Source organism: Humiphilus diazotrophicus (assembly GCF_059726315.1).
The window spans coordinates 3,704,669-3,725,462 of sequence record NZ_AP040870.1 but is presented as its reverse complement, the minus strand read 5'-3'; the positions used below and the strand labels follow the sequence as shown (position 1 = coordinate 3,725,462).

Below are 20,794 nucleotides of genomic sequence, written 5' to 3'. Positions count from 1 at the left end.
AAGGGATTCCTTTAGGGCTAGGGCCATGTCCTATGAAGCAGGCCTAGCGCAATAAGCAGGAGGCCCATGCTGCCCTTTCCAAAAGTTAAGTGCTGAAGAGCAATCCTTTTGCTTTATGCAGGCGTCATATTTAGTGAAATTACAATCAAAAGGCATTTCTATATTAACCAGAACGTTAATATATACTTATATAATTAATTTGCTGACCCCTACTGAGGCTCTGCCCTCTTTCTTTATCCGGACAATCAAAATTCTTTTCGAGGACCTGAGCTGAATGATCTTCGACAGCGCCATCTACATACTTTTCCTTGCACTTGTGACGGCGGTGTATTGGAGACTTGGCCACAAGAATCAAAATCGTGTGCTACTTCTTGCCAGCTATGTTTTTTACGGCTGGTGGGACTGGCGTTTTCTAGGTCTGATGGCTGTGTCAACGGTTGTGGACTACTACGTTGCTCGCGGAATCCGGGCGCAAGACAATCTCAGGAGACGCAAGCTATTACTCACGACTTCGTTGGTCCTCAACTTCACATTTCTGGGGTTCTTTAAATACTTTGGATTTTTCCTCGATAGCTTTGCGCGAATGGCTGATCTCTTGGGCCTGCACAATATCCCGCATTCTCTCTGGGCAATCATTCTTCCGCCTGCGATCTCCTTTTATACCTTTCAGGAGGTCGCTTACATCGTGGATGTGTATTTCAGGAAGCTGGAACCTGCCGATTCCCTGCTGGAGTACGCGGTATTTATCAGCCTGTTCCCACACCTGATCGCGGGACCGATCCAGAGACCCGCGCATCTTCTTCCGCAGGTCCAACACGAGCGGCGCTTCTCTTCAAAGAAGTTTTACGACGGCTGCATGCTGATTCTTCTGGGACTATTTCGGAAGTGTGTCATCGCAGACAGTTGTGCACAGATCGCAAATGCGGCTTTTGCCCACAACGTAAGGAATGGGTGGGAGCTGTTACTCGGCATGTATGCCTTTGCCTTCCAGATCTATGCCGATTTCAGTGGCTACAGCGACATGGCTAGAGGAAGTGCGCAGTTGCTGGGATTTCACTTCATGGTCAATTTTCGCCAGCCATACCTGGCAACCAGCCTTCAAGATTTCTGGCGGCGGTGGCACATTAGCTTGAGTACGTGGCTGCGTGACTATCTCTATATTCCTCTCGGTGGAAGTCGGAAAGGTAGCGTTCGAACGTACCTGAATCTCATGGTCACAATGCTTCTCGGTGGACTATGGCACGGAGCAAGTTTCAATTTTGTTATTTGGGGTGGCTTGCATGGCGGAGGTCTTGCCGTCGAACGCTTCTTTGGACTGGCGGAGGGACAAGCAGAGCGTTGGAAATGGATTCGCCGTATCGTGGTTTTTCATATTGTCTGTTTGGCCTGGATCTTCTTTCGTGCTTCGTCGTTGCATGAGGCGCTCAGAATGGTCGGCGGAGTGTCTTACTGGCACTGGACCCCCTCTTACACCGCCGCCTTTATGTATCTGTTTGCGATACTAATTCCAATCTGGTGTATTGACTTATACGCTGAACATCGTCAGGAGGAGTACCCGACTCAGAAAGCATCTCTCGGATGGCAGCTATCAGCAGCAACTGCAGCCATTGTATTCACAGCCTTCGGCGCAGCCTATCAATCCGCGCCCTTTGTTTACTTCCAGTTCTAGAAGGAGTCTATATGTCTACTACAAGAGCAAAACTTCCGGAACTAGAAGAAGCTGTTAATGGTGAACAGGACTATTCAAGAAGAATTGCACTGTTGCTAATACTTCTCCTAATCGCTTGCATCGCTATCGAAGGTTTCTCTCGAATGGCTTATCACCATATGGGGAGGAAACAGGCTATTGAAGCTGAGGTGCGGGACTCGCTCTCGATTCGGGATGTACACGACGGGCGCGTTCAAATCCTGTTTGCAGGAAATTCTTTGATTCAGGAAGGAACGGACACCGCAGCATTACAGCAAAGCATGGGAGATAACTTTCAAGTTCATCGTGTTGGGGTACCAGGGTCTTTCTACGATGATTGGCGTTATGGAGTTCGTTCACTTTTGGATCGCGGCAGTAGGCCACAGATCATCGTTTTGGGTATAGGTCCTGCTCAATTGCTTCAGGACAGGCCTGCGACATTGTTGCCTGCCACACGGATATGGAATGTTAATGCAACGTTTGCCTACTATTTCCAGCGACATCGCAAATTGACGGAAGTCAGCAATCTTTTCTTTGCGCGTTACAGCACATTTTTCTATTTGCGGGAGCAGTTTCGGACAGACTTAAGAGGGAAATTTCCGGGTTTCGAGCGTCTCGCAAACCACTGGATGGGTCCAGCCGCTTATCGGCAGCCCAAGACCGAGGACAAAGAACAGATGCTCGCCTTAGCAAGGGGAAAACTGGAAGCCTTGCGGATAGATTGCGATCGGCAAAACGTAAAGATTATTTACCTAATTATTCCTACTCGCCAGCCAGACGATACTGCGCTGGAACCGTTGGTTAAGCAAGCCGCGCAGGAAGCTCATGTACCTGTTATTGAACCGGTGAAAGAAGACGAATGGGCACTAAATGATTTTGCCGATGGCTATCATCTAACGCACACCGCAGCGGTTCGTTTCAGCGGCATGGTCGGGAAGGAAGTAGCCAGCCGGATCTCTGCCGCTACTACTCATGCAAGCTTATAGAAAGCGACGAGATAATTGATCTCCGATGTTCTACAGAATCTTCTTTCCGAAAGCTGAGGATACAAGTTCAACTGCCAGCTCCGCAGTTCGATTATGTTCATCGATTACCGGATTTACTTCGACGATCTCAAAGCTGAGAAGCCTGCCATGATCGGCAATGATCTCCATCGCGAGATGTGCTTCGCGATAAGTTGCCCCGCCTCGTACAGGAGTTCCGACTCCCGGTGCATCTTCCGGATCGATCCAATCCATATCTAGCGATACGTGGTATCCGGCGGTTCCCCGCCCTGCGACACGCAAAGCGTCTTCGATAACCGCACGCATACCGCGCTCATCGATATCACGCATGGTATAGACCGCAGTAATTCCTGCTCTGCGAATATTTTCTTTCTCTGTCGGATCGACATCGCGAATGCCGATTAACACCGTGTTCTCAGGACAAACCTTTGGAGAGAATTCATAGACCCTGGACAGGGGTTCCGGGCCAAGCCCAAGCAATGCGGCCAAGGGCATTCCATGGACATTCCCGCTTGGTGAGGTATTCGGGGTATTGATGTCGGAATGGGCATCGATCCATATAAGGCCGATTTTCTTTTGCTGTTGTCGATAGAACTCGGCAACTCCGGAGACAGTTCCGACGGCAATAGAGTGATCGCCACCGAGGACAACGGGCGTACATCCATCCTCCAGGGTTTTTACAACCAATTGCGCTGTCTTGGTGCAGGTTTCAGTGATTTCTTTGAGATAGCGGGCATTAGTTTCGCCTGCGGATTTTGTTTCGGCGATTGCTACAGATACATTTCCGGCATCATCGACCTGATGTCCCAATCTCTCCAGGCGCAGTTCCAGGCCTGCAACGCGAACGGCGGAAGGACCCATATCGACGCCGCGTCGAGATTGACCTAAATCAAGTGGAACGCCAATGATTCGAATTTTGCGAGGAGGAAGAGATTGGGAGCCACCCTCCGGGACGTGGAGGGTGGCCGTTGATTCAGTGCTACGTAAATCTCTCGACATAAGTAGACCCTGATTGGGACTGTACCTATGGATAGATGCGATTCAACGTACGAGCAAAAGGAATCGTTTCTCGCACGTGATCCAAACCGCATATCCATGCGACGGCTCTTTCAATTCCCATTCCAAAGCCGGAGTGTGGAACCGAGCCGTAACGGCGAAGATCAAGATACCACTGGAAAGGTGCTAATGGCAGCTGGTGATCTTCAATTCTCTTTTTCAAAAGCTCATAGGAGCTGATACGCTGCGAACCGCCAATTACTTCTCCGTATCCTTCCGGAGCAAGTACATCGACGCACAAAGCATATTTCGGATTCTCCGGATCGGGCTCCATGTAGAAGGCCTTCACATCTGCGGGATAGCGATGCACCATGACCGGGCGATCGAATTGAGAGCTCAGGTATGTTTCGTCGGGAGAGCCAAAATCATTTCCATACTCGAACTTTTGCTCGATGAGTCCCTCGGCAAAGGCTTCATCCAGCATCTTGGCCGCATCGTCGTAGCTAAGCCGCGGGAAAGGATCTTTAATCGCTTCCAGCTTGGTGATGTCTCGTCCGACGACCTTTAGGTCGGCGGAGCGGCGTTCGAGAACTCGTCCGACGATGAAAGAGATGAAGTTCTCTGCCACGACCATCAGATCGTCGAGGCCTGCATAGGCCATTTCCGGCTCTACCATCCAAAACTCGGTGAGGTGACGGCGGGTTTTCGATTTCTCTGCACGGAAGGTTGGACCGAAGCTATAGACCTTTCCCAGCGCCAGTGCAGTGCTCTCGATATAGAGCTGTCCGCTCTGCGTCAGATAGGCTTCGTCTCCGAAATATTCCACCGGGAACAGGGTGCTGGTTCCTTCGCAAGCGGCGGGAGTGAGGATAGGCGGATCGGTTCTGATAAAACCGTTGTCGTCCAGGAAATCCTGCGCAGCTTTCATGATTTCGGCACGAATACGAAGGATGGCCGATTGACGTGGAGTTCGTATCCAAAGATGGCGATGCTCCATCAGAAAGTCGACGCCATGCTCTTTGAGCGTAATTGGAAACGGATCTTCTTCCGGAACTCGCTGGAAGACTTCAATATTTTCTACGTCCAGTTCGTAGCCACCAGGAGCACGCTGGTCAGCTCTCACCTTGCCAGTAACAATGACACTGGATTCCTGGGTTAGATGGCGAATCGCCTCGAAAACCTCAGGTGAAACAGCTGCTTTAGGCACAATCCCCTGAATAGTTCCTGTGCCGTCCCGAAATATTGGGAACAGAAGCTTGCCACTTGCGCGCAGATTGTACAGCCATCCACGGAGGGTTACGCTCTTGCCCTCATGAGCGCCAACATTGGCGATCGTTGTGACCGGAGCACTTCCCGGTTCATTCACAGTTTTTGTCTCGTCAGTCATTTCTTCGCTACTACCTTCCGCCTGAACTACGGCGTTTTCCTATTTCCTGCGACGTTCTGATCTCCGGGAACGGGGCCGCCTGGAGCGTTTGTCTCCGGTTCCTGGTCTGCACCAAAAAATGCAATCCGTGCTACTCGCCAGAAGCTAGAACATTTTCGCTTTCACTGAAGATCCGGAACAAATGACCGTGTGGCTGGTCCATCAAAGACGGCCACACTGCATTGATTTCCGCTGGACCATACTAAAAGCGAAAAGGCTCTAAAGTCCCAACCGTTCGAAAGTCGCTTTCATTTTCGAGGAAATACTATCGTTTGTCTCGTCCAGCGCGTAATGAATCTCCAAAACAGCCGCCGGATCGCCGGGAGCGCTCTTCAGCTCCTTCATGGTGTTGGTCCAGTCGATATCTCCGTCACCCGGCCAAAGATGCGTATCCCTGTCTCCCTTATTGTCATGAATATGGGTCGAACGGATGCGGTCTTTGAGGCTTGCCAGAACAGAAGGCAGACCTTCACCCAGATGAGCATGGCCCGTATCCAGACAGATACCCACATCGGTCAGATGGCCCACATTTAAGAGCTCAAGCAGATTTGCCGGCTGGGTGGCCTCGTTCTGAAGGTTTTCGAGCAGCAGTTTTACTCCAAGAGGACGCGCAAAAGCATGCAGATGCTCAATTGCCGTGAGAGCATGTTCCAGTGTGCGAGGGCTCCAGCGGTCTTCACGTTCTCCCAGGTGGAGAATCAGATATTGAAAAGGCAGATGTTCTGCAGTCTCCAGCGCCCGCTTGATCTCGTCCATGGAATCGATACGCCGAGATTTCTCCGGGTGAATTACATTCACGGCAGGCGTGCCACTGCGTCCCATCTCCCAATCTGGATATAAGGGAGCGTGCATAGAAAAGGCTTGAACTGGATTCGAGGTAAACCAGTCAGCCAATTCACGGGTATGTGGACGGCTGGTGTAATCGAAATGCTGCCGGGCCGCAAAAAGCTCAATTCCATTGGCGCCGGCACGGGCTAGCAAGTCCAGCAGGCCGGGGTGCAGCCGCTGGCGAAGAAAGACATGGGTCGAGACAGCGTTCAGCATTCGGATCGGTTCCCAGATGTGCGGGAGTTAGAATTTCCCCGCTCTATAAACTATTCTCGCATCCGCTTAGGGTGAAATTAGTAACCGGCGGCTTTCCCATAGTGACTGCGGTGATCCTGCCCGCCAAGCAGATAGCCCGTTTGTGGATCGATGACAATACACTCCCCATTGCTCCAATGGTCGTTTCCCTGGGCGATTTCATAGCCAAGAGAGCGCAACCCCTCCACGGTTACGGGTGAAAATCCCGGTTCCAGAAAGACCTTATCGGGAAGAAATTGATGATGAAACCGCGGAGCATCGACAGCCTGTTGGATGTTTAGGCCACCATCCGCCACGCTCAAGAAAATGTTGGCGACGGTAGTGATAATTCTGGGACCCCCAGGGGAGCCAAGCACCATCCGAAGCTTTCCGTTCCTCAATACGATAGTTGGGGTCATGGCCGACAATGGTCGTTTCCCTGCAGCAATTGCGTTAGCTGGTCCCTGAATCAGTCCGTACATATTGGGGACGCCCTGTTTCGTCGCGAAGTCGTCCATCTCGTTATTCATCAAAAAGCCAAGCGGGCCAATAGTGACTCCGGACCCGAAACTCCCATTCAAGGTCGTTGTTACAGCGACAGCGTTGCCTTGAGCATCGACGACTGAATAGTGCGTAGTCTCCGTTGATTCAGATCTGGAAACTGCTGTTTTGGATGCCGGGGGCAAAAAGCCCTCTGGGCGTTTGAGCGCTTGAGAGGCTGTTGCGTGGTCGGCTCCGATGCCAATTCTCCAGGAAGCCGCATACTTTTTGTCCAACAGCTCCTGCACTGGCATTTTGACAAAATCCGGATCTCCGAGATACTCGTTGCGATCCATGAAAGCGCGCCGGTAGGCCTCTAGAATCAGGTGCATAGAGGCGGGAGTGCGGTCCCCCAGCCGAGCCAGATTGTAGCCTTCAAGAATATTCAGAGCCTCTATCATGGTTACGCCGCCTGAGGAAGGAGGAGGTGCTCCGATGATTGTGTAGTTCTGGTAGGTACCGACTAGAGGTTCTCGCTCTTTAACCTCATAATTGGCAAGATCTTTCTCGGTAATGAGTCCGCCGCCCTTTGCCATAGCCTCCGCGATTTGCTGAGCCATCTTCCCGTGATAAAACTCGTCGGGATCGGCAGCGATTCTCCGCAGTGTACGGGCTAATTCCGGCTGACGAAAGAATTCTCCGGGCTGGTAGAGATTTCCGTCGCGTTGGAAGATGTGCTTTGAATCCGGGAAGAGTGCGAGCTTTGCATTCGCCAATTCTGCCGCCTCTTCTTTGGAGAGAACAAAACCCTCTTCTGCCAGGCGAATTGCAGGAGCCATAACCTTGGTGAGCCCGAGCTTTCCATATCTGCCTTCGGCGTAGGCCAATCCCGCCACAGATCCGGGAACGCCACTGGCCTTGTATCCGATTAAGCTGGCCCTGGGAATTACCTCCCCTTTGGAGTCAAGGTACATATCGGCTGTAGCTTTTCCTGGTGCCTTTTCGCGGTAATCGAGAAATGTCGTCTTTCCCGTGCGCTCCCGAATCAACATGAAGCCGCCACCGCCGAGATTTCCTGCTGCCGGATGAACTACAGCCAGAGCAAAGCCTGTGGCTACCGCCGCATCGACTGCATTGCCGCCTTGTTTGAGGATTTCGACACCCGCGTCTGAAGCGGAATGATGAACGCTGACCACCATTGCGTGACGAGTAATGGTGGGTTTCTCCTGCAAATAACTAGCAGCTTGGCTGCGCTGGTCCGCATTCGCCTCGGAGATGGCCGATTGGGAGAGAACAGAAAGAGTGGAAGCAAACAGAAAGAGGGCTAGGACGGCTGCTTTCCATTTCATATTGGTTAGTTTCTCAGCATACCCTTAGAAGTTGCTGCTTCAGCAGAATTTAGCTCAGAAGCCAGGACTTCCTCACGGGCGATTCTCTGCCCGCTACAATAACGATTACGCATGTCGACTCAGGTACGCTCGTATTCCAAAATTAACCTCGGTTTAAGGATCGGACCTCCGCGTCCGGATGGTTTTCACTTCCTTTCCACGCTCTATCAGACCCTCGATTTACACGATTTCGTCACCGTGAGTGCTGCGCGAAGCGGCAAAACGAGCATCCGCCTGACCTCGAATGACGAACGCGTTCCGGTGGACAACCGCAATACTGCCTGGAAGATCCTTGAAGTGATTTTGGATGCCTTGGGCGTGACGGCGGAAGTTTGTATCCATATCGAAAAACGCCTGCCGGTACAGGGTGGTCTTGGAGCGGGATCGGCCAACGCGATTGCCGCTCTGGTTGGACTGGAGCGCGAGCTGGGTGTGCAATTGCCGGGCACTGAACGGCTGCGTCTTGCTGCAAAAATCGGTTCCGATGTTCCGCTGTTTTTAATAGGTGGGAGCATCCTTGGGGTGAGTCGCGGAGAGGAGGTCTATCCTCTGCCGGACCTGCCGCCGACCTGGTGCGTGGTTGCTGCCCCGGCTATCGGCGTTTCTACCCCACAGGCCTTCCGGGATTGGGATGCCCTTTGTCTTCAAGGCTGTCTGGCAGAATTGACCCCTGACGCGGACCACGATAGACTAACCAAGTCGAGTCGTGTCTACGCGCATGTGTTTGGCGCAGCCGGCTCCTCCGGTGTCCTCTCAAAAGAAGAGGGCCTGGCCGAGAACCCGCTTCTCGCGCTTGTCCGAACCGGGATTGAAAACGACTTTGAACGAGTCGTCTTTCCTCAATATCCCTTACTCGGTAGAATCAAGCGTGTGCTTGCGGCTGAAGGCCAACCAGAGGCAGCCGTTTATGCCGCACTCTCCGGTTCAGGATCAGCTCTGTTCGGGCTGTACTCCTCGCAGGAGGCCGCAGAAGCCGCGCTCCAGCGCCTGAGTTCTGAAGCAGTTCCTGGTTATATCACCAGGACACTTCCCAGAAAGAACTACTGGCGCGAAATGGTTGTAGGCTCTTGATTGGGTGTTTCACCCGTATCTTGAGCAGAAGTGTTGGGCGATCGACTAATGGTAGGTCAAGTGCCTTTGGAGCACTCAGTCCAGGTTCGACTCCTGGTCGCCCAGCCAGTACCCCGAGTAGGGAAACTCTCGCAGCAATTCCGAATGAAAGTTTCCATCTGACTGAAGACCTGTTGGGATAGCCCGGCAGGTAATTGATAACGGATCATCCAGTGCCAACCAGCAAGGAAGGATCTTTACGCAATGGCAGAAGTAACTGAGTCGGGAGTTCTCGACGGAGCGCCCGCGCAGGAAGTCGGGCAGAAAATCAAGGCGGCAGCCGAACGAAAACGCCCCCGAGGATTGAGTGATGACAAGCGTTTTAAGCTCTTTACCGGATCGGCAAATCGTTCGCTAGCTGAAGAGATTGGTAAATTTATCGGTGTTCCTCTGGGTGAAACCAGAATGCAACGCTTCTCTGACGGCGAAGTTTATTTTCAGCTGCTGGAGAATGTACGCGGAGTTGATGTTTTCGTAGTTCAGCCCACCTGCTATCCAGTGGACCAGCACCTGGTTGAACTGCTGATCATGATTGACGCGCTGAAGCGCGCATCGGCGTCCAGAATTACTGTCGTAGTGCCGTATTACGGCTACGCTCGCCAGGATCGTAAAGACCGTCCGCGTGTTGCCATCTCATCGAAGCTGGTAGCGGATCTGTTGACGACAGCAGGGGCGAATAGGGCTTTGTTTGTGGATCTGCATGCAGCGCAGATTCAGGGCTTCTTCAATATTCCGGTGGATCATCTTTTTGCCAGCCCGGTGCTGGTTGGATACTTCCGGGAGTTGAACCTGCCCAACTTGATTGTGGTTTCCCCGGATGCGGGAGGCGTAGAACGTGCTCGCTTCTTTGCAACCAAAATGGGAGTGCCGCTGGCTATCGTAGATAAGCGGCGGACAGATATAAACGTGACGGAAGTGATGCACGTGATCGGCGATGTACGTGGCAAGACCTGCTTGATCATCGACGACATCGTGGACACGGCTGGCACGTTGGTAAAGACAGTCGACGCATTATTGGAGAACGGTGCCGAAAAGGTATATGCCTGTGCGTCTCATCCGGTGCTTTCAGGAGCGGCAATTGATCGGATTGCCAATTCCCGGCTGGAGCAGCTTGTCGTTACCAACACGATCCCTCTGCGCGAAGGCGCGCTGAAGGTGCCAAAGATTAAAGTGCTGACGATTGCCGGACTGTTAGGTGCTGCGATCGAGAGCATTCACATGGAAACGAGCGTTAGCACTCTGTTTACCTAGTGTGTGTGGGCTCAAGACAAAGGGAGCGGTCCTTAGGGACCGTGCCCGAGAAAAGAGAAGCGAATGATTAGCCAGGAAGTTGTTTTAGCGAAGCCCCGCGAGGGCAAATTCAATAAGAATGCAGCCCGTCGCGTCCGCGTCGCCGGTCAAATCCCTGCCGTCATTTACGGAGCAGGTGAGCCTGCCGTTGCCGTAGTGGTCGATCCCAAGCAGATTCTTCGGATTCTGCATTCGGAGACCGGGCATAACTCCATCTTCGATATCGAAGTCAGTGGAGCCTCGAAGGCCAAGGCCATGATTGTGGATTGGCAGTTTGAGCCTATCAAGGGCAGCTTGATTCATATCGATCTGAAGCGCATTGCTATGGATAAGCCGATTCGCGTCGGTGTTCCGGTCCAGCTCCAGGGTGTACCGATCGGCGTGAAGACGCAGGGCGGAATTCTGGATCAGGTTATGCGCGAAGTCGAAGTCGAGTGCTTGCCGGGAGATATCCCGAACCACATCGATGTGGACGTCACTGCATTGCAGATCAACGGAGCTATTCGCGTCTCCGATCTTCCTCATGCTGGCAAGCTGAAGTTCTTGTCGGATGAAGAAGCAACCGTTGCTCACGTTGTTGCAATTCGTGAAGAGGCTGCACCGACTGCTGATGCTGCGGCAGCAGCTGCGGCTACACCGGCTGAACCTGAGGTTGCGAAGAAGGGCAAGCAAGAAACTGCTGAAGCCCCTGCAAAGAAGTAAGCCTTGGCCACTTTGGGTCAAAATCCGGAACAAAGTAACGGTTCCGGAGAAGAACGAAACGGCGTGCTACTGGTTGTGGGACTTGGTAATCCAGGAATCGAATATCAGTTCACGCCGCATAATTCAGGTTTTCTAGCGATTGATCGTCTGGCTGAGCAATACAGCGCAAGCGTGACAAATCGCCGGTGTAAGGCACTGACCGCAACGATTCGCATCGATGGGCGGGAGGTGATTCTGGCAAAGCCGGAAACCTGGATGAACCTGAGCGGTATGGCTGTTAAGGCGCTGGTTGAGGAGTACGGCGTCGATCCTGCAAAGGACTTGGTAGTTCTCTACGATGAACTCGATCTTCCGTTGGGTTCATTGAAGGTAAGGGAGCGAGGAAGTGCAGCAGGACATAACGGTGTAAAGTCCATCATTCAGTCTTTGGGAAGTCAGGAGTGGGTGAGGATTCGCATCGGAGTAGGACCTGAGCTGCCTTTGGCGACAGAGCATGCTGGGGCAGTAGGAAGACGTGGTGGAAAGGACTATTTGCTGACTCCACTACGGAAAAAGGATTTGGCGGTTCTGGACGAAGTGCTTGATCAGGTAGCAAATGCTGTTCGGCATGTTATCGAAAAGGGTACCAGCGCCGCTATGAATGAATTTAATCGTCGCGAGCGAAACAGCCCGGCGAAGTAAGAAAAGCAACAGCCATGGTGGCCTATGCCTCCCGGGCGTGGCCGCTTGCGAAGGCAGCGGCAGAAAAGAGAAGCAGAATGGCACGTCTTTATGAAGTGATGTTCATCGTCCGGCCTGATGTGCAGGATGAAGAGCTCGACAAGCTGATCGCAGGTTTTGAAGCAACCGTGACCAATGGCGGCGGTGTCGTCAAGTCGACGGAAAAAATGGGACGCCGCAAGCTGGCCTACTTGGTTCGCAAGTTCAGCGAAGGAAACTACGTCCTCCTTACGATCGAAGCCGACGGTGTGCATGTGAAGGAACTCGAGCGTCGTCTCCGCGTGACTGAGCCTGTCATCAAGTTCATCACCGTTCGCATAGACGAAGAAGAAAAGCGTCTTGCCAAGATCAAAGCAATTCGCGCAACCCATAAGAAGGTGAGCACACAGGCTCCTGCTGCAGTACCCGCAATACCCGCAGTACCAGCAGCTCCTGCAGAGACTGCCGCACCGGCTCCAGCAGCAACCACTGAATCAGCTCCGGCTGCTCTCTAGTTGCATCCAAAAGTGTTTTCTTTGGCAGTGCAAGCTGCCAGGGCTAAGAGTGAAGACGGCTAGAGCAAAGAGTGCTCCGCCGAGAAGGATTAAAGAAGATGGACGAGACTCAAGTTAAGGCGCCGGAAGGCGCACCGGCATCAACAGGAGCTCCGGCTAGTGGTCCCCGTACGGGTGGTCGCCCTGGTTCGGGCGCAGGTGGTGGTAATCGCAAATTCTTCCGTCGTAAGAAGGTCTGCAAATTCTGCACCGAGAAGATTGATGCGATTCCCTATCGCGATGTGCGTCTGCTGCAGCAGTTTGTCGCCGAGCGCGGCAAGATTGTTCCTCGCCGTTTGACCGGCGTGTGCACAATGCACCAGCGCCGTTTGACCCGTGCGATCAAGCAGGCCCGCAATATTGCTTTGCTGCCTTTCGCAGCACGCTACTAGTTTTGGCGGCGGGAGACGAGATAGATGCAGACGAAAGTTAATTTGTGTCTGCTTTCAAAATCCGGCCCGCATATCGAGTTTGGAGAGATCCGATGGAAGTCATTCTGAAGGAAGACGTAGTCAACCTCGGCCATCGCGGCGATGTCGTGAAGGTAGCCGATGGCTATGGTCGTAATTATCTGCTGCCCAAAAAGCTAGCGATGGAAGCTACCGCAGCGAACAAGGCAGTTATTGAGCAGATGAAGGCATCCGCAGTTCGCCGCTCTGCAAAGGAAAAAGCTGAAGCCGAGGCACTATCGGCACAGCTCGAAAATGTAAGCCTTAGCTTCACCCGCCGTGCCGGAGAAGGTGACCAGCTGTTCGGGTCCGTTACCTCTGCCGATATCGCACAGCAGCTCGAAGAGAAGGGCTTCAATATCGATCGCCGCAAGGTACAACTGGATGAGCCACTGAAGTCTCTGGGCGAGTTCATCGTTGCCCTCAAGCTGCATCGCGAAGTCACCGCGCACCTGAAGGTCAACGTCCAGCGCGAAGAAGTCGCTGCCGAGTAGGTATGCTGCAATCGGCTTGTAGCCGCTAGCTCTGTATGCTAGTGGCTACAAGTCGGCAGCCTAGAACCGCTACTCACCTTCCTTGCCTTAGCCGTAGAGCCAATCGTTCCGGTAATCCTGCCTGCATGATCTTCTCCTGAGTACTTCCTACCTCATAGGGCACTCTGAAAAAGGTTATCTGCAGCATTTCACTATCAAAAAGTGCGAAGGCTGCTCGCCAGTCTTTATCTCGTGGCTGTCCGACAGATCCTGGGTTTAGCAGGTATCGAGCTCCCGTGCGTAACTGCAGAGGATAGCTTTCGAGAGAATTCCTTTCGCAATACTGAGGCCTCAGGTGAAACCAGTCATGGCCGTTTGTGGCAAAGCCCCCTTGGAGATGGGTATGTCCAAAAAAGGTGAGGTATGCTTTTGTTCGAGCTAGTCCTGGTTCCGCTTCGCTTAAGCTAACGATGTACTCGTCTTCGTCAAGCAAAGATCCATGAACACACTGAATTCCTTCAGCCACAGCCAAAGGCCCTTTGGGAAGCTGCTTAAGCCACTGGAGTTGATTTTCTGTGAGTTGGTTTCGAGTCCAGACAACAGCCTGTGCGGCAATGCCGTTGAATTCGGTGAGACGAGTAAGACCCGAGACGGCACGGTCGTGATTTCCTCGAACAGTAATACTCTGCTGTGCCCGGATAATTTCGACAACCTCACTGGGATCTGCTCCATAGCCCACGATGTCGCCCAGATTCCAGATCACGTCAAAGGGTGGAGCTGCTGCAAGCACAGCCTCCAACGCTTCCAGATTGGCGTGAATATCGGAAAGTATCAGTGCGCGCATGTTCTAAGTTCAGGTTCGAACCCAGTGACCAGCCTCAATCTCTCGAAAGGAACCCGAGAAAGGATCAGGCATATTCTCTAGCATAGCGAGAGGAAGGTCTTTACGGGTGACCAAAGTAGGAATTGCCTCCAAAAGACTTCTCGTATAGGGATGAGCTGGTGCAGAAAAGATCTGTTTGGAACTCCCTTCTTCAAGGGCCATACCGTGTCTCATGACGAGAACACGATCAGTAATCTTTGAAACTACCGCTAAATCGTGTGAGATGAATAAGATTGCCAAACCGAATCTTTTCCGCAAATCGCCGAGAAGATCCAATATCTGAGCTTGGACTGTTACGTCCAGCGCAGTGGTAGGCTCGTCGGCGATCAGTAGTCTGGGCCTGTTAATCAGAGCCATAGCAATAAGGATGCGTTGGCGCTGTCCGCCACTGAATTGATGTGGGTAGTCGTTAAACCGCCGTTCGGGCTCCGGAAGTGCAACTGCTTCCAAAATTTCAATTACCCGTCTTTTGACTTCTTGATGAGAAAGCTCAGGCTGGTGAGCCTCAAGCGATTCGGCAACCTGTTTGCCGATGGGCATAACGGGATTGAGCGCCGTCATCGGTTCCTGGAAGATCATTGCGACCGTTTGTCCTCGATATGGGCAGACAGAATTCGGATCAAGTGAAAGCAGATCAGATCCAGCAAGTCGAATGATCCCGCTAATAGAAGCGGAAGGATCCAAAAGCCCCATGATTGCCAGTGCGGAGACACTTTTGCCGGAACCAGATTCTCCTACCAACCCCAGCGTTTCTCCATCGTCAATTCGAAAACTCAATTTACTGACGGCGGGTCGTTCCCCGGATGTTCCAGGAAAGCAAACCGTCAAGTTCTGAACATTCAGCAAGAGTTCCATCGGTATTTATGCTAGCAGTGGCGTCCATAGAAGGACATCAATACAAGAATATCTGCAGATACGGGGAGGGGAACGTCTGGTGGGCCCGGAGGGATTTGAACCCCCAACCAAAGGATTATGAGTCCTCTGCTCTAACCGTTGAGCTACAGGCCCGAAAACATCATGGCAAAACTAGTTTACATAAAAGCCACTCAATAAATAAATCTAGCCATCTGATGAATTTGCATTTGTCATCATCCCTGTGAACAATGAACAATATCAGCTCTATGCATTTGAAATGGTGCCATGGCATTGCCCTTTCCTCGGGTTGCCTCGTCTATGTCAGCGTCTTATAGCGAATTGTGCTTCTGGAACCAACATCTTTTCAGGCCCCTTGATAGATTGTTCCGGTCAATGGAATAGCAGATCTGAGTTTGTGAAATGTATTGATGTAGCCCGGATCAGATGTTGCTACGTACTGCTGTTTCAGTAGATCACAGGCTCTAAGCATGCGTCGGGTCTGTGTGCAATCTAAGAAAAACCGGCTTATATTATCAGGAAAAACATCCACGCTCGCGACACGGAATCTACCATCGTTTAGAACTACCGATGCAAGGCGTTCTTGGATGAATGTCTTCATTGGCGACAGGCCGTGTGATTCGTACACTGTTTCCTTCGCAATATCGCCTCTTCTTGTCTCTACATATTCGAAGAACTGACTTGCCAATTTGAACCAAGCCTTCCAAAAAATAGGCTTGGCAACCACGTAATTACAGAAGACTGAATTCAATGTATGCGAAACCAGCGAAGCAAGATCTACGGATGACCCGATATCGTTAAAAAAGTGCTGAGCTAAATCTAACAATCCAGGATGACAGATGTTGCCTTGTACAAAAGGGTTAAGGAAATAAGCAAGATGATCCCAATACGGTGAAAACAGAATAACGTCTGCACAGGATGAAGATTCTTTGACAGTCGCAATAACTTGGCTTGAATCAAAGCCTGTTTTCAGATGGAATTTTGGAGAAAGGAATCCATACCAACAATTGTCCCGAAGCGGGCAGGACTTGAAAAACTTCTGAATAGCCCAAAACTCAAACCAATCAGGTCTCTCATTCCGTGTGTTATCCAGGGGGATGAATCCACTATCCAGCATCCGTCTTGACGAATCATCGTAGAAAATCTGATAGATAAAGACAGTTTCTCCTACCCCGTCGAATAATATCGACTCCAAATGGTGTAGTGATGTTTTCCTCTCCATCCGCACCTCGTCAAAATCCGATTATCGTGCTGTTGATAACTTAGATTCTTTTTAAGAGAAAAAGATCGGCGTGGTGTAAAATGCAAAGATTTCGCGATTGTTTTGGGAATCAATCCAAAAACAGAACAAATTCCTTGTGCTATTCGCAAGTATTCCTTTCTGGCAGGCGAAAGGAATACTTGTTCGGGAAAGGGTGTTTGGGGATGACATTGAACGTTTGTCGCATGTCATGATTTCTCTGTGGCCAAAGGATCATAGACGTGTAAATGGATGCATCTTTGCCTCCCTTGTTCAAAATCGGGAATATCGATTGCATTTTGGATCTCATTCCGAAGAAATGCATTCAAACTCGTCTGCCTTGTGCGCTCCAGGAATCATTATGGATATAAGTGCGTCAGTTATTGAGAAAAATCTGCTCGATTTCTTTTAAGTCTAAATATCTCAGCGATATTGGCAGAATTACCATCAGGAAGTAGGTTCGGAACAGACATATGGATTTAGTGTCGGTCTGCATCCCCTCATATAAACCGGGACACTTCAGAGAATGCCTTACCAGTGCCCTAGCACAAACATACAAAAACATCGAGATAATCGTATCTGATGATTGCCCTGATGATGGCATAAAGAAAATATGTGACGATTACCCGCACCTAGTAAAGTATGTTAGAAACGAGAACCCAGGTGGACGCGGGATCAACAATGTCCTAAATGTGTGTCGTCTTGCACAAGGGAAATATGTCAAATTTCTGTTTGATGATGACATGTTGCATCCCTTTTGCGTCCAATACCTCGTTGAGGCAATGGCGGTAACGGAAGGAAGTGGCGCTGTTTTCGCCTTTTCTCCGCGAGCGACCATCGATGGTGCAAATGGCTATCTGAACACCATCAATATGTTCAATGTAAACAGCCTGTCCATTATTGATGGTCGTCACCTGATAAATACAATGGCATCTACGTTATTAAATCCTGTCGGAGAATTGACCACCGTTTTGTTGAAGCGGGACTTGCTCTTCGACGAAACGGGGAGGCCCTCTTTCCTGGAGATTGATGGTGAATTATGGAAAGGCCTTGGTGATGTCGCAACCTGGATCAACATGGGGCTAAAGGGATCAGCTGTTGTCCACCCTTTCGTCCTGTCGTATTTTCGCAGGCATGCAAATACGAACTCTAATCCCTCCTGTAATAGCAACTTCATATATGTAGTCACAGACTGGGAAAAAGTAATTACATTTGCACGCTCTCGGGGACTACTGAACTGGGAGACCTTACTGCTTAGCTACAAGAAATTGATAGATGTCTATACGTATCACCTTCCCATATATCCTCATCTTCAGCAGGAAATCGATAGAATCCGAGAAGAAATGAGTAGCTTTACGACCGCGCCATAAATGCCTTAGCCGACCAACCTATAAAGACCATGTTAATAGAAAATAGGCTCACCCATTTAAATATGAGGGTAAGCCTATTCCCCTATTCCAAAACCGAGAATTTAAGCAGTAACAGCTTCTAGCCCATTTTAGCTTAGCTACTAATACCGGTAACTGACCGTATAGCTGAGATTATGGTTTCTACGCTTGCGTTGCTGAGTTGCGGTCCCATTGGCAAACTGAGCACTTTGCGAGCCATATTTTCTGCAATTGGCAAGTGACCTGGATTAATATCGCGATAACGATAAGCTTGCTGTAAATGCGGTGGCGTAGGATAGTGAATGAGGGTATTTATGCCTGATCTTTTTAATTCACTCTGTAATAGATCACGATTCTCAGATTGCACCACATATAGATGCCAGACTGGAGCGGCCCAGATGGGAACTGTGGGAAGCGTTAGTTCGCTGTCTGTTAATGCTTCAGAATACCGTTTAGCTATCATTTTTCGGTGGTCATTCCACCGGTCGAGATATCGTAGCTTAACACTTAGCACCGCTGCCTGAATAGGATCGAGACGAGAATTGAAACCTAATGTCTCATGAACATATTTCACTTTGGATCCGTAATTTCGAAGTAGTTGAATGCGTTCCGCGATCTCCTGCTTACCCGTAGTGACTGCTCCAGCATCCCCCATAGCGCCTAGGTTTTTCCCTGGATAAAAGCTCCAGGCTACAGCGTCACTGTGACTCCCGATCCTCCTGCCTTTATAGCAGGCGCCATGAGCCTGTGCGGCATCTTCAATAACCCTCAAATTATATTTTTGTGCCAGTTCATGAATTGGATCCAAATCGGCAGGTTGCCCATAAAGATGAACTGGAATGATTGCCTTTGTGCGCTTGGTTATAGCAGGCTCAATTTTCGCAGGGTCGATATTGTAAGTTGCCTCAAGGGGCTCAACGGGAATGGGAACGGCACCTGCATAGCTCGCCGCAAGCCACGTGGCTATGAAAGTGTTTGAGGGGACAATCACCTCATCTCCTGGTCCAATATTCATCGCACGTAATGCGAGATGTAAGGCGTCCAGGCCATTGCCAACACCAATGCAATAATCTGCGCCGGTGTACTTAGCAAAACTGCTTTCAAAGGTCTCTATCTCGGAGCCGCCAATATATCTGCCAGATCGTATTGATCTCAGCACTGCTTCCTCAATCTCTGCCTGCAACTCCAAGAATCCAGCCTGCAGGTCCAGGAAGGATATTGTCATGATATGCCTCTAACCTCTAGATACTTTGCATAATCGCGATAGTAATCATCTTCAGTGTAACGTTGCGATGCCAAAACCATGCAAACGGAGCCAGACGAGAAATTATCCAATTCGCGCCAGATCATTGGGCAAATGTAAAGACCTTGATAAGAGCGATTCAGATGAACTCGCATTTTTTCCCTGCCGTCATCAAGTACGACGTCGAAACTACCAGACATTGCGACAATGAGTTGTTGTAATTCCTTATGCGCATGGCCTCCACGCTCAGCACCACCTGGTACATCATAGAGGTAATAAACACGTTCAATGTCGAAAGGAACATGCCGATTTCCTTCTATAAAGGTAAGATTCCCTCGAACTTCTGAGATCTTCGGAAGTTCGACCAATTTGCACTGAGATAGGTTTCTGCGAGGGACTTCTGTGGCGAACGGAACTGGTATTCCCGATTCCGTGCTGGCAAGGCCTGACTGGAGAACTGTGTGTTCACTGTAACGCATATGTTTTCCCGATGTAGTTAACCCATGACTTATCTGCAAAGAGCTTGTCGTTGGCCGATTAAAACCGATGAAGATAAGAAATATTTGATCTTCGAAACCTTTCCTCTCGACCATAACGCGCAAGCCGTACAAATTTCCTAATTTCGATGGATCTCAATAATAAGCAAATCCAAAATGGGCCATGTTCCCAATAGGGTTTAGAGGTGGGAATGAGCTGGTTATGAACGAATATCGAAGGTCCTAGCTGGTCTAGACTCAAAAAGGGACAGAGTCCCAGCGTGTCCACGTGAAATTGGCAGTGTTGACAGCAGCGATTTTGTGAAGGCCTGAACGGGCAAGAATATCCATTTTGTTTTGGGGGATCTGTTGAAGTCTGTCGCGTGTTTCTATTCAAACTGTCAAGGAAATGGGCTGATACAACTGTTCCAACAACATCCTGTTCTAAAGGATTTTGAGTTTGTTCATTGCCGGCCGTGGCTAAATGAAAGTCCCACAGAAGATCAACTTGGACGTTGCCGTATCATGTTCCACCAAAGATCATTCCCTCGGCCCTCATTCTTTGATCAATTGCCATCCAGTGCAACATACATTTCTATACCGCTCCTTACTTGTGCGCTCTTTTGGCCATTTTCTTTTGATCGGCCAGAAGAAGAAGTTGGTTGGAGATACCCATATGGTGATCGCTTCATCATTTCGAAGATCAAGTCAGGGTGCACCCCTGAAGAGGCAGTAGAGACATATCTGAATTCAAGCTTAGATTCTCTTCTGAATATTGACAGACTGTTTAGCCTTGAACAAAACCGTCTTCGTCAATATGACAAGCAAAGTGATGTTACGGTTTATGAATTCATTGCAGAGAATCTCTTCTTTCGCAAACTCTTCTTCACCCCCGACCATCCGACTGATGTGTTGTTGATACATATCGCAAATCAAATACTATCTATCTTGGGACTGCCACTATTCAATGAGCCCTCTTGGGAAAAGCATGTGCATAGGTTACAGGGAGTAGAGGTCCCAATTCATCCAGCTATTCTCAGCCATTTTGCAATTCCTTTCGTAAAAGCAGGCTACGAGTATCCTCAATGGGGAGGGTGGTTGGCACTAAACTGTGCTGAATATTTTAGACGCTATGCCAACGCGCTGAAACGTCCAACTATCAACGAAGGCATGGACGAGGCCGCAATTGCGCTTGCTAATGGCGATTGTGCCCGCGCTCTGAACCTTACTTCACTGGTCCGGATGCGGGAACCAAACAATCACAGAGCCCTAGTCACCTCCGCTGTAGCGTTTGCCCTTCTCCAACGGCCGAGAGAAGCAGGGGCACTTCTTGCAAAGGCCTTTTCAAACGAAGCGATAGATAATTGAGAG

At 50.3% G+C, this 20,794-nt stretch carries 20 protein-coding genes and 2 tRNA genes; 12 read left to right on the top strand and 10 right to left on the bottom strand.

From position 1 onward, the window contains the following. Nucleotides 1-274 precede the first annotated feature (274 nt). Nucleotides 275-1,669 (top strand): MBOAT family O-acyltransferase, encoded by a 1,395-nt coding sequence (locus AC6I7T_RS15980; RefSeq protein ID WP_497794499.1) that lies wholly within the window; start codon nucleotides 275-277, stop codon nucleotides 1,667-1,669. Nucleotides 1,670-1,680: 11 nt separating this feature from the next. Further along, complete coding sequence (locus AC6I7T_RS15975) at nucleotides 1,681-2,673, top strand: hypothetical protein (RefSeq protein WP_497794498.1); 993 nt, start codon at nucleotides 1,681-1,683, stop codon at nucleotides 2,671-2,673. Between the two features lie 30 nt (nucleotides 2,674-2,703). Here AC6I7T_RS15975 and rocF read toward each other — a convergent pair whose 3' ends face one another. From rocF to ggt, 4 genes are all read right to left on the bottom strand, one after another. Then, the gene (gene rocF / locus AC6I7T_RS15970; RefSeq protein ID WP_497794497.1) at nucleotides 2,704-3,690 is read right to left on the bottom strand and encodes an arginase; all 987 of its coding nucleotides are present in this window, start codon (nucleotides 3,688-3,690) and stop codon (nucleotides 2,704-2,706) included. Between the two features lie 25 nt (nucleotides 3,691-3,715). Further along, nucleotides 3,716-5,074: an asparagine--tRNA ligase gene (gene asnS, locus AC6I7T_RS15965; RefSeq protein ID WP_497794496.1), complete on the bottom strand. Its 1,359-nt coding sequence runs from the start codon at nucleotides 5,072-5,074 to the stop codon at nucleotides 3,716-3,718. 258 nt (nucleotides 5,075-5,332) lie between these two features. Then, on the bottom strand, nucleotides 5,333-6,157 hold the full coding sequence (locus AC6I7T_RS15960) for a sugar phosphate isomerase/epimerase family protein (protein WP_497794495.1): 825 nt from the start codon (nucleotides 6,155-6,157) through the stop codon (nucleotides 5,333-5,335). Nucleotides 6,158-6,234: 77 nt separating this feature from the next. Beyond that, nucleotides 6,235-8,004: a gamma-glutamyltransferase gene (gene ggt / locus AC6I7T_RS15955; RefSeq protein ID WP_497794494.1), complete on the bottom strand. Its 1,770-nt coding sequence runs from the start codon at nucleotides 8,002-8,004 to the stop codon at nucleotides 6,235-6,237. Nucleotides 8,005-8,115: 111 nt separating this feature from the next. Here ggt and ispE point away from each other — a divergent pair, with 111 nt between their 5' ends. The 8 genes from ispE to rplI all read left to right on the top strand — a co-directional run bounded on the left by ispE (nucleotide 8,116) and on the right by rplI (nucleotide 13,341). Further along, complete coding sequence (ispE, locus tag AC6I7T_RS15950; RefSeq protein WP_497794493.1) at nucleotides 8,116-9,114, top strand: 4-(cytidine 5'-diphospho)-2-C-methyl-D-erythritol kinase; 999 nt, start codon at nucleotides 8,116-8,118, stop codon at nucleotides 9,112-9,114. 34 nt (nucleotides 9,115-9,148) lie between these two features. Beyond that, nucleotides 9,149-9,222 (top strand) — tRNA-Gln (locus tag AC6I7T_RS15945). A 135-nt stretch (nucleotides 9,223-9,357) separates the two neighbouring features. Further along, nucleotides 9,358-10,404, top strand: a complete 1,047-nt coding sequence (locus AC6I7T_RS15940) for a ribose-phosphate diphosphokinase (protein WP_497794492.1) — start codon at nucleotides 9,358-9,360, stop codon at nucleotides 10,402-10,404. A gap of 63 nt (nucleotides 10,405-10,467) precedes the next feature. Next, nucleotides 10,468-11,145, top strand: coding sequence for a 50S ribosomal protein L25 (locus AC6I7T_RS15935; RefSeq protein ID WP_497794491.1), 678 nt, complete (start codon nucleotides 10,468-10,470; stop codon nucleotides 11,143-11,145). A 3-nt stretch (nucleotides 11,146-11,148) separates the two neighbouring features. Beyond that, nucleotides 11,149-11,826: an aminoacyl-tRNA hydrolase gene (gene pth / locus AC6I7T_RS15930; RefSeq protein ID WP_497794490.1), complete on the top strand. Its 678-nt coding sequence runs from the start codon at nucleotides 11,149-11,151 to the stop codon at nucleotides 11,824-11,826. A gap of 77 nt (nucleotides 11,827-11,903) precedes the next feature. Continuing rightward, a complete protein-coding gene (gene rpsF / locus AC6I7T_RS15925) occupies nucleotides 11,904-12,359 on the top strand; it encodes a 30S ribosomal protein S6 (protein WP_497794489.1) in 456 nt (151 codons plus the stop codon). Between the two features lie 98 nt (nucleotides 12,360-12,457). Continuing rightward, complete coding sequence (gene rpsR, locus AC6I7T_RS15920; protein ID WP_497794488.1) at nucleotides 12,458-12,790, top strand: 30S ribosomal protein S18; 333 nt, start codon at nucleotides 12,458-12,460, stop codon at nucleotides 12,788-12,790. Nucleotides 12,791-12,882: 92 nt separating this feature from the next. Continuing rightward, entirely contained in the window at nucleotides 12,883-13,341 is a 459-nt protein-coding gene (gene rplI, locus AC6I7T_RS15915; RefSeq protein ID WP_497794487.1) for a 50S ribosomal protein L9, read from the top strand. A 73-nt stretch (nucleotides 13,342-13,414) separates the two neighbouring features. Here rplI and AC6I7T_RS15910 read toward each other — a convergent pair whose 3' ends face one another. From AC6I7T_RS15910 to AC6I7T_RS15895, 4 genes are all read right to left on the bottom strand, one after another. After that, the gene (locus AC6I7T_RS15910; protein ID WP_497794486.1) at nucleotides 13,415-14,164 is read right to left on the bottom strand and encodes a metallophosphoesterase family protein; all 750 of its coding nucleotides are present in this window, start codon (nucleotides 14,162-14,164) and stop codon (nucleotides 13,415-13,417) included. Nucleotides 14,165-14,173: 9 nt separating this feature from the next. Next, a complete protein-coding gene (locus tag AC6I7T_RS15905; RefSeq protein WP_497794485.1) occupies nucleotides 14,174-15,058 on the bottom strand; it encodes an ABC transporter ATP-binding protein in 885 nt (294 codons plus the stop codon). Nucleotides 15,059-15,135: 77 nt separating this feature from the next. Then, nucleotides 15,136-15,211 (bottom strand) — tRNA-Ile (locus tag AC6I7T_RS15900). A gap of 211 nt (nucleotides 15,212-15,422) precedes the next feature. Beyond that, nucleotides 15,423-16,298, bottom strand: coding sequence for a hypothetical protein (locus AC6I7T_RS15895; RefSeq protein WP_497794484.1), 876 nt, complete (start codon nucleotides 16,296-16,298; stop codon nucleotides 15,423-15,425). A 491-nt stretch (nucleotides 16,299-16,789) separates the two neighbouring features. Between AC6I7T_RS15895 and AC6I7T_RS15890 the strand changes: the two genes are divergently transcribed. Then, complete coding sequence (locus AC6I7T_RS15890; protein WP_497794483.1) at nucleotides 16,790-17,686, top strand: glycosyltransferase family 2 protein; 897 nt, start codon at nucleotides 16,790-16,792, stop codon at nucleotides 17,684-17,686. Between the two features lie 133 nt (nucleotides 17,687-17,819). On the opposite strand, the gene AC6I7T_RS15885 is transcribed toward AC6I7T_RS15890, so the two are convergent. Beyond that, entirely contained in the window at nucleotides 17,820-18,929 is a 1,110-nt protein-coding gene (locus AC6I7T_RS15885) for a DegT/DnrJ/EryC1/StrS family aminotransferase (protein ID WP_497794482.1), read from the bottom strand. Further along, nucleotides 18,926-19,426 carry a sugar 3,4-ketoisomerase gene (locus tag AC6I7T_RS15880; RefSeq protein ID WP_497794481.1) on the bottom strand — a complete coding sequence of 167 codons (501 nt, stop codon included), beginning with the start codon at nucleotides 19,424-19,426 and terminating at the stop codon, nucleotides 18,926-18,928. Before AC6I7T_RS15880 ends, AC6I7T_RS15885 begins: the two co-directional genes overlap by 4 nt. Nucleotides 19,427-19,792: 366 nt before the next feature. Here AC6I7T_RS15880 and AC6I7T_RS15875 point away from each other — a divergent pair, with 366 nt between their 5' ends. Continuing rightward, nucleotides 19,793-20,791, top strand: a complete 999-nt coding sequence (locus tag AC6I7T_RS15875; protein ID WP_497794480.1) for a WcbI family polysaccharide biosynthesis putative acetyltransferase — start codon at nucleotides 19,793-19,795, stop codon at nucleotides 20,789-20,791. The last annotated feature ends 3 nt before the right edge of the window (nucleotides 20,792-20,794 follow it).

What these genes read in the sequence shown, in the direction of transcription:
- AC6I7T_RS15885 (WP_497794482.1), bottom strand. Translation starts at nt 18,929, where the DNA reads ATGACAATATCCTTCCTGGACCTGCAGGCTGGATTCTTGGAGTTGCAG.
- AC6I7T_RS15905 (WP_497794485.1), bottom strand. Translation starts at nt 15,058, where the DNA reads ATGGAACTCTTGCTGAATGTTCAGAACTTGACGGTTTGCTTTCCTGGA.
- AC6I7T_RS15960 (WP_497794495.1), bottom strand. Translation starts at nt 6,157, where the DNA reads ATGCTGAACGCTGTCTCGACCCATGTCTTTCTTCGCCAGCGGCTGCAC.
- rplI (WP_497794487.1), top strand. Translation starts at nt 12,883, where the DNA reads ATGGAAGTCATTCTGAAGGAAGACGTAGTCAACCTCGGCCATCGCGGC.
- AC6I7T_RS15910 (WP_497794486.1), bottom strand. Translation starts at nt 14,164, where the DNA reads ATGCGCGCACTGATACTTTCCGATATTCACGCCAATCTGGAAGCGTTG.
- AC6I7T_RS15895 (WP_497794484.1), bottom strand. Translation starts at nt 16,298, where the DNA reads ATGGAGAGGAAAACATCACTACACCATTTGGAGTCGATATTATTCGAC.
- AC6I7T_RS15880 (WP_497794481.1), bottom strand. Translation starts at nt 19,426, where the DNA reads ATGCGTTACAGTGAACACACAGTTCTCCAGTCAGGCCTTGCCAGCACG.
- AC6I7T_RS15935 (WP_497794491.1), top strand. Translation starts at nt 10,468, where the DNA reads ATGATTAGCCAGGAAGTTGTTTTAGCGAAGCCCCGCGAGGGCAAATTC.
- rpsF (WP_497794489.1), top strand. Translation starts at nt 11,904, where the DNA reads ATGGCACGTCTTTATGAAGTGATGTTCATCGTCCGGCCTGATGTGCAG.
- ispE (WP_497794493.1), top strand. Translation starts at nt 8,116, where the DNA reads ATGTCGACTCAGGTACGCTCGTATTCCAAAATTAACCTCGGTTTAAGG.
- AC6I7T_RS15940 (WP_497794492.1), top strand. Translation starts at nt 9,358, where the DNA reads ATGGCAGAAGTAACTGAGTCGGGAGTTCTCGACGGAGCGCCCGCGCAG.
- ggt (WP_497794494.1), bottom strand. Translation starts at nt 8,004, where the DNA reads ATGAAATGGAAAGCAGCCGTCCTAGCCCTCTTTCTGTTTGCTTCCACT.
- asnS (WP_497794496.1), bottom strand. Translation starts at nt 5,074, where the DNA reads ATGACTGACGAGACAAAAACTGTGAATGAACCGGGAAGTGCTCCGGTC.
- rpsR (WP_497794488.1), top strand. Translation starts at nt 12,458, where the DNA reads ATGGACGAGACTCAAGTTAAGGCGCCGGAAGGCGCACCGGCATCAACA.
- AC6I7T_RS15980 (WP_497794499.1), top strand. Translation starts at nt 275, where the DNA reads ATGATCTTCGACAGCGCCATCTACATACTTTTCCTTGCACTTGTGACG.
- AC6I7T_RS15975 (WP_497794498.1), top strand. Translation starts at nt 1,681, where the DNA reads ATGTCTACTACAAGAGCAAAACTTCCGGAACTAGAAGAAGCTGTTAAT.
- AC6I7T_RS15890 (WP_497794483.1), top strand. Translation starts at nt 16,790, where the DNA reads ATGGATTTAGTGTCGGTCTGCATCCCCTCATATAAACCGGGACACTTC.
- rocF (WP_497794497.1), bottom strand. Translation starts at nt 3,690, where the DNA reads ATGTCGAGAGATTTACGTAGCACTGAATCAACGGCCACCCTCCACGTC.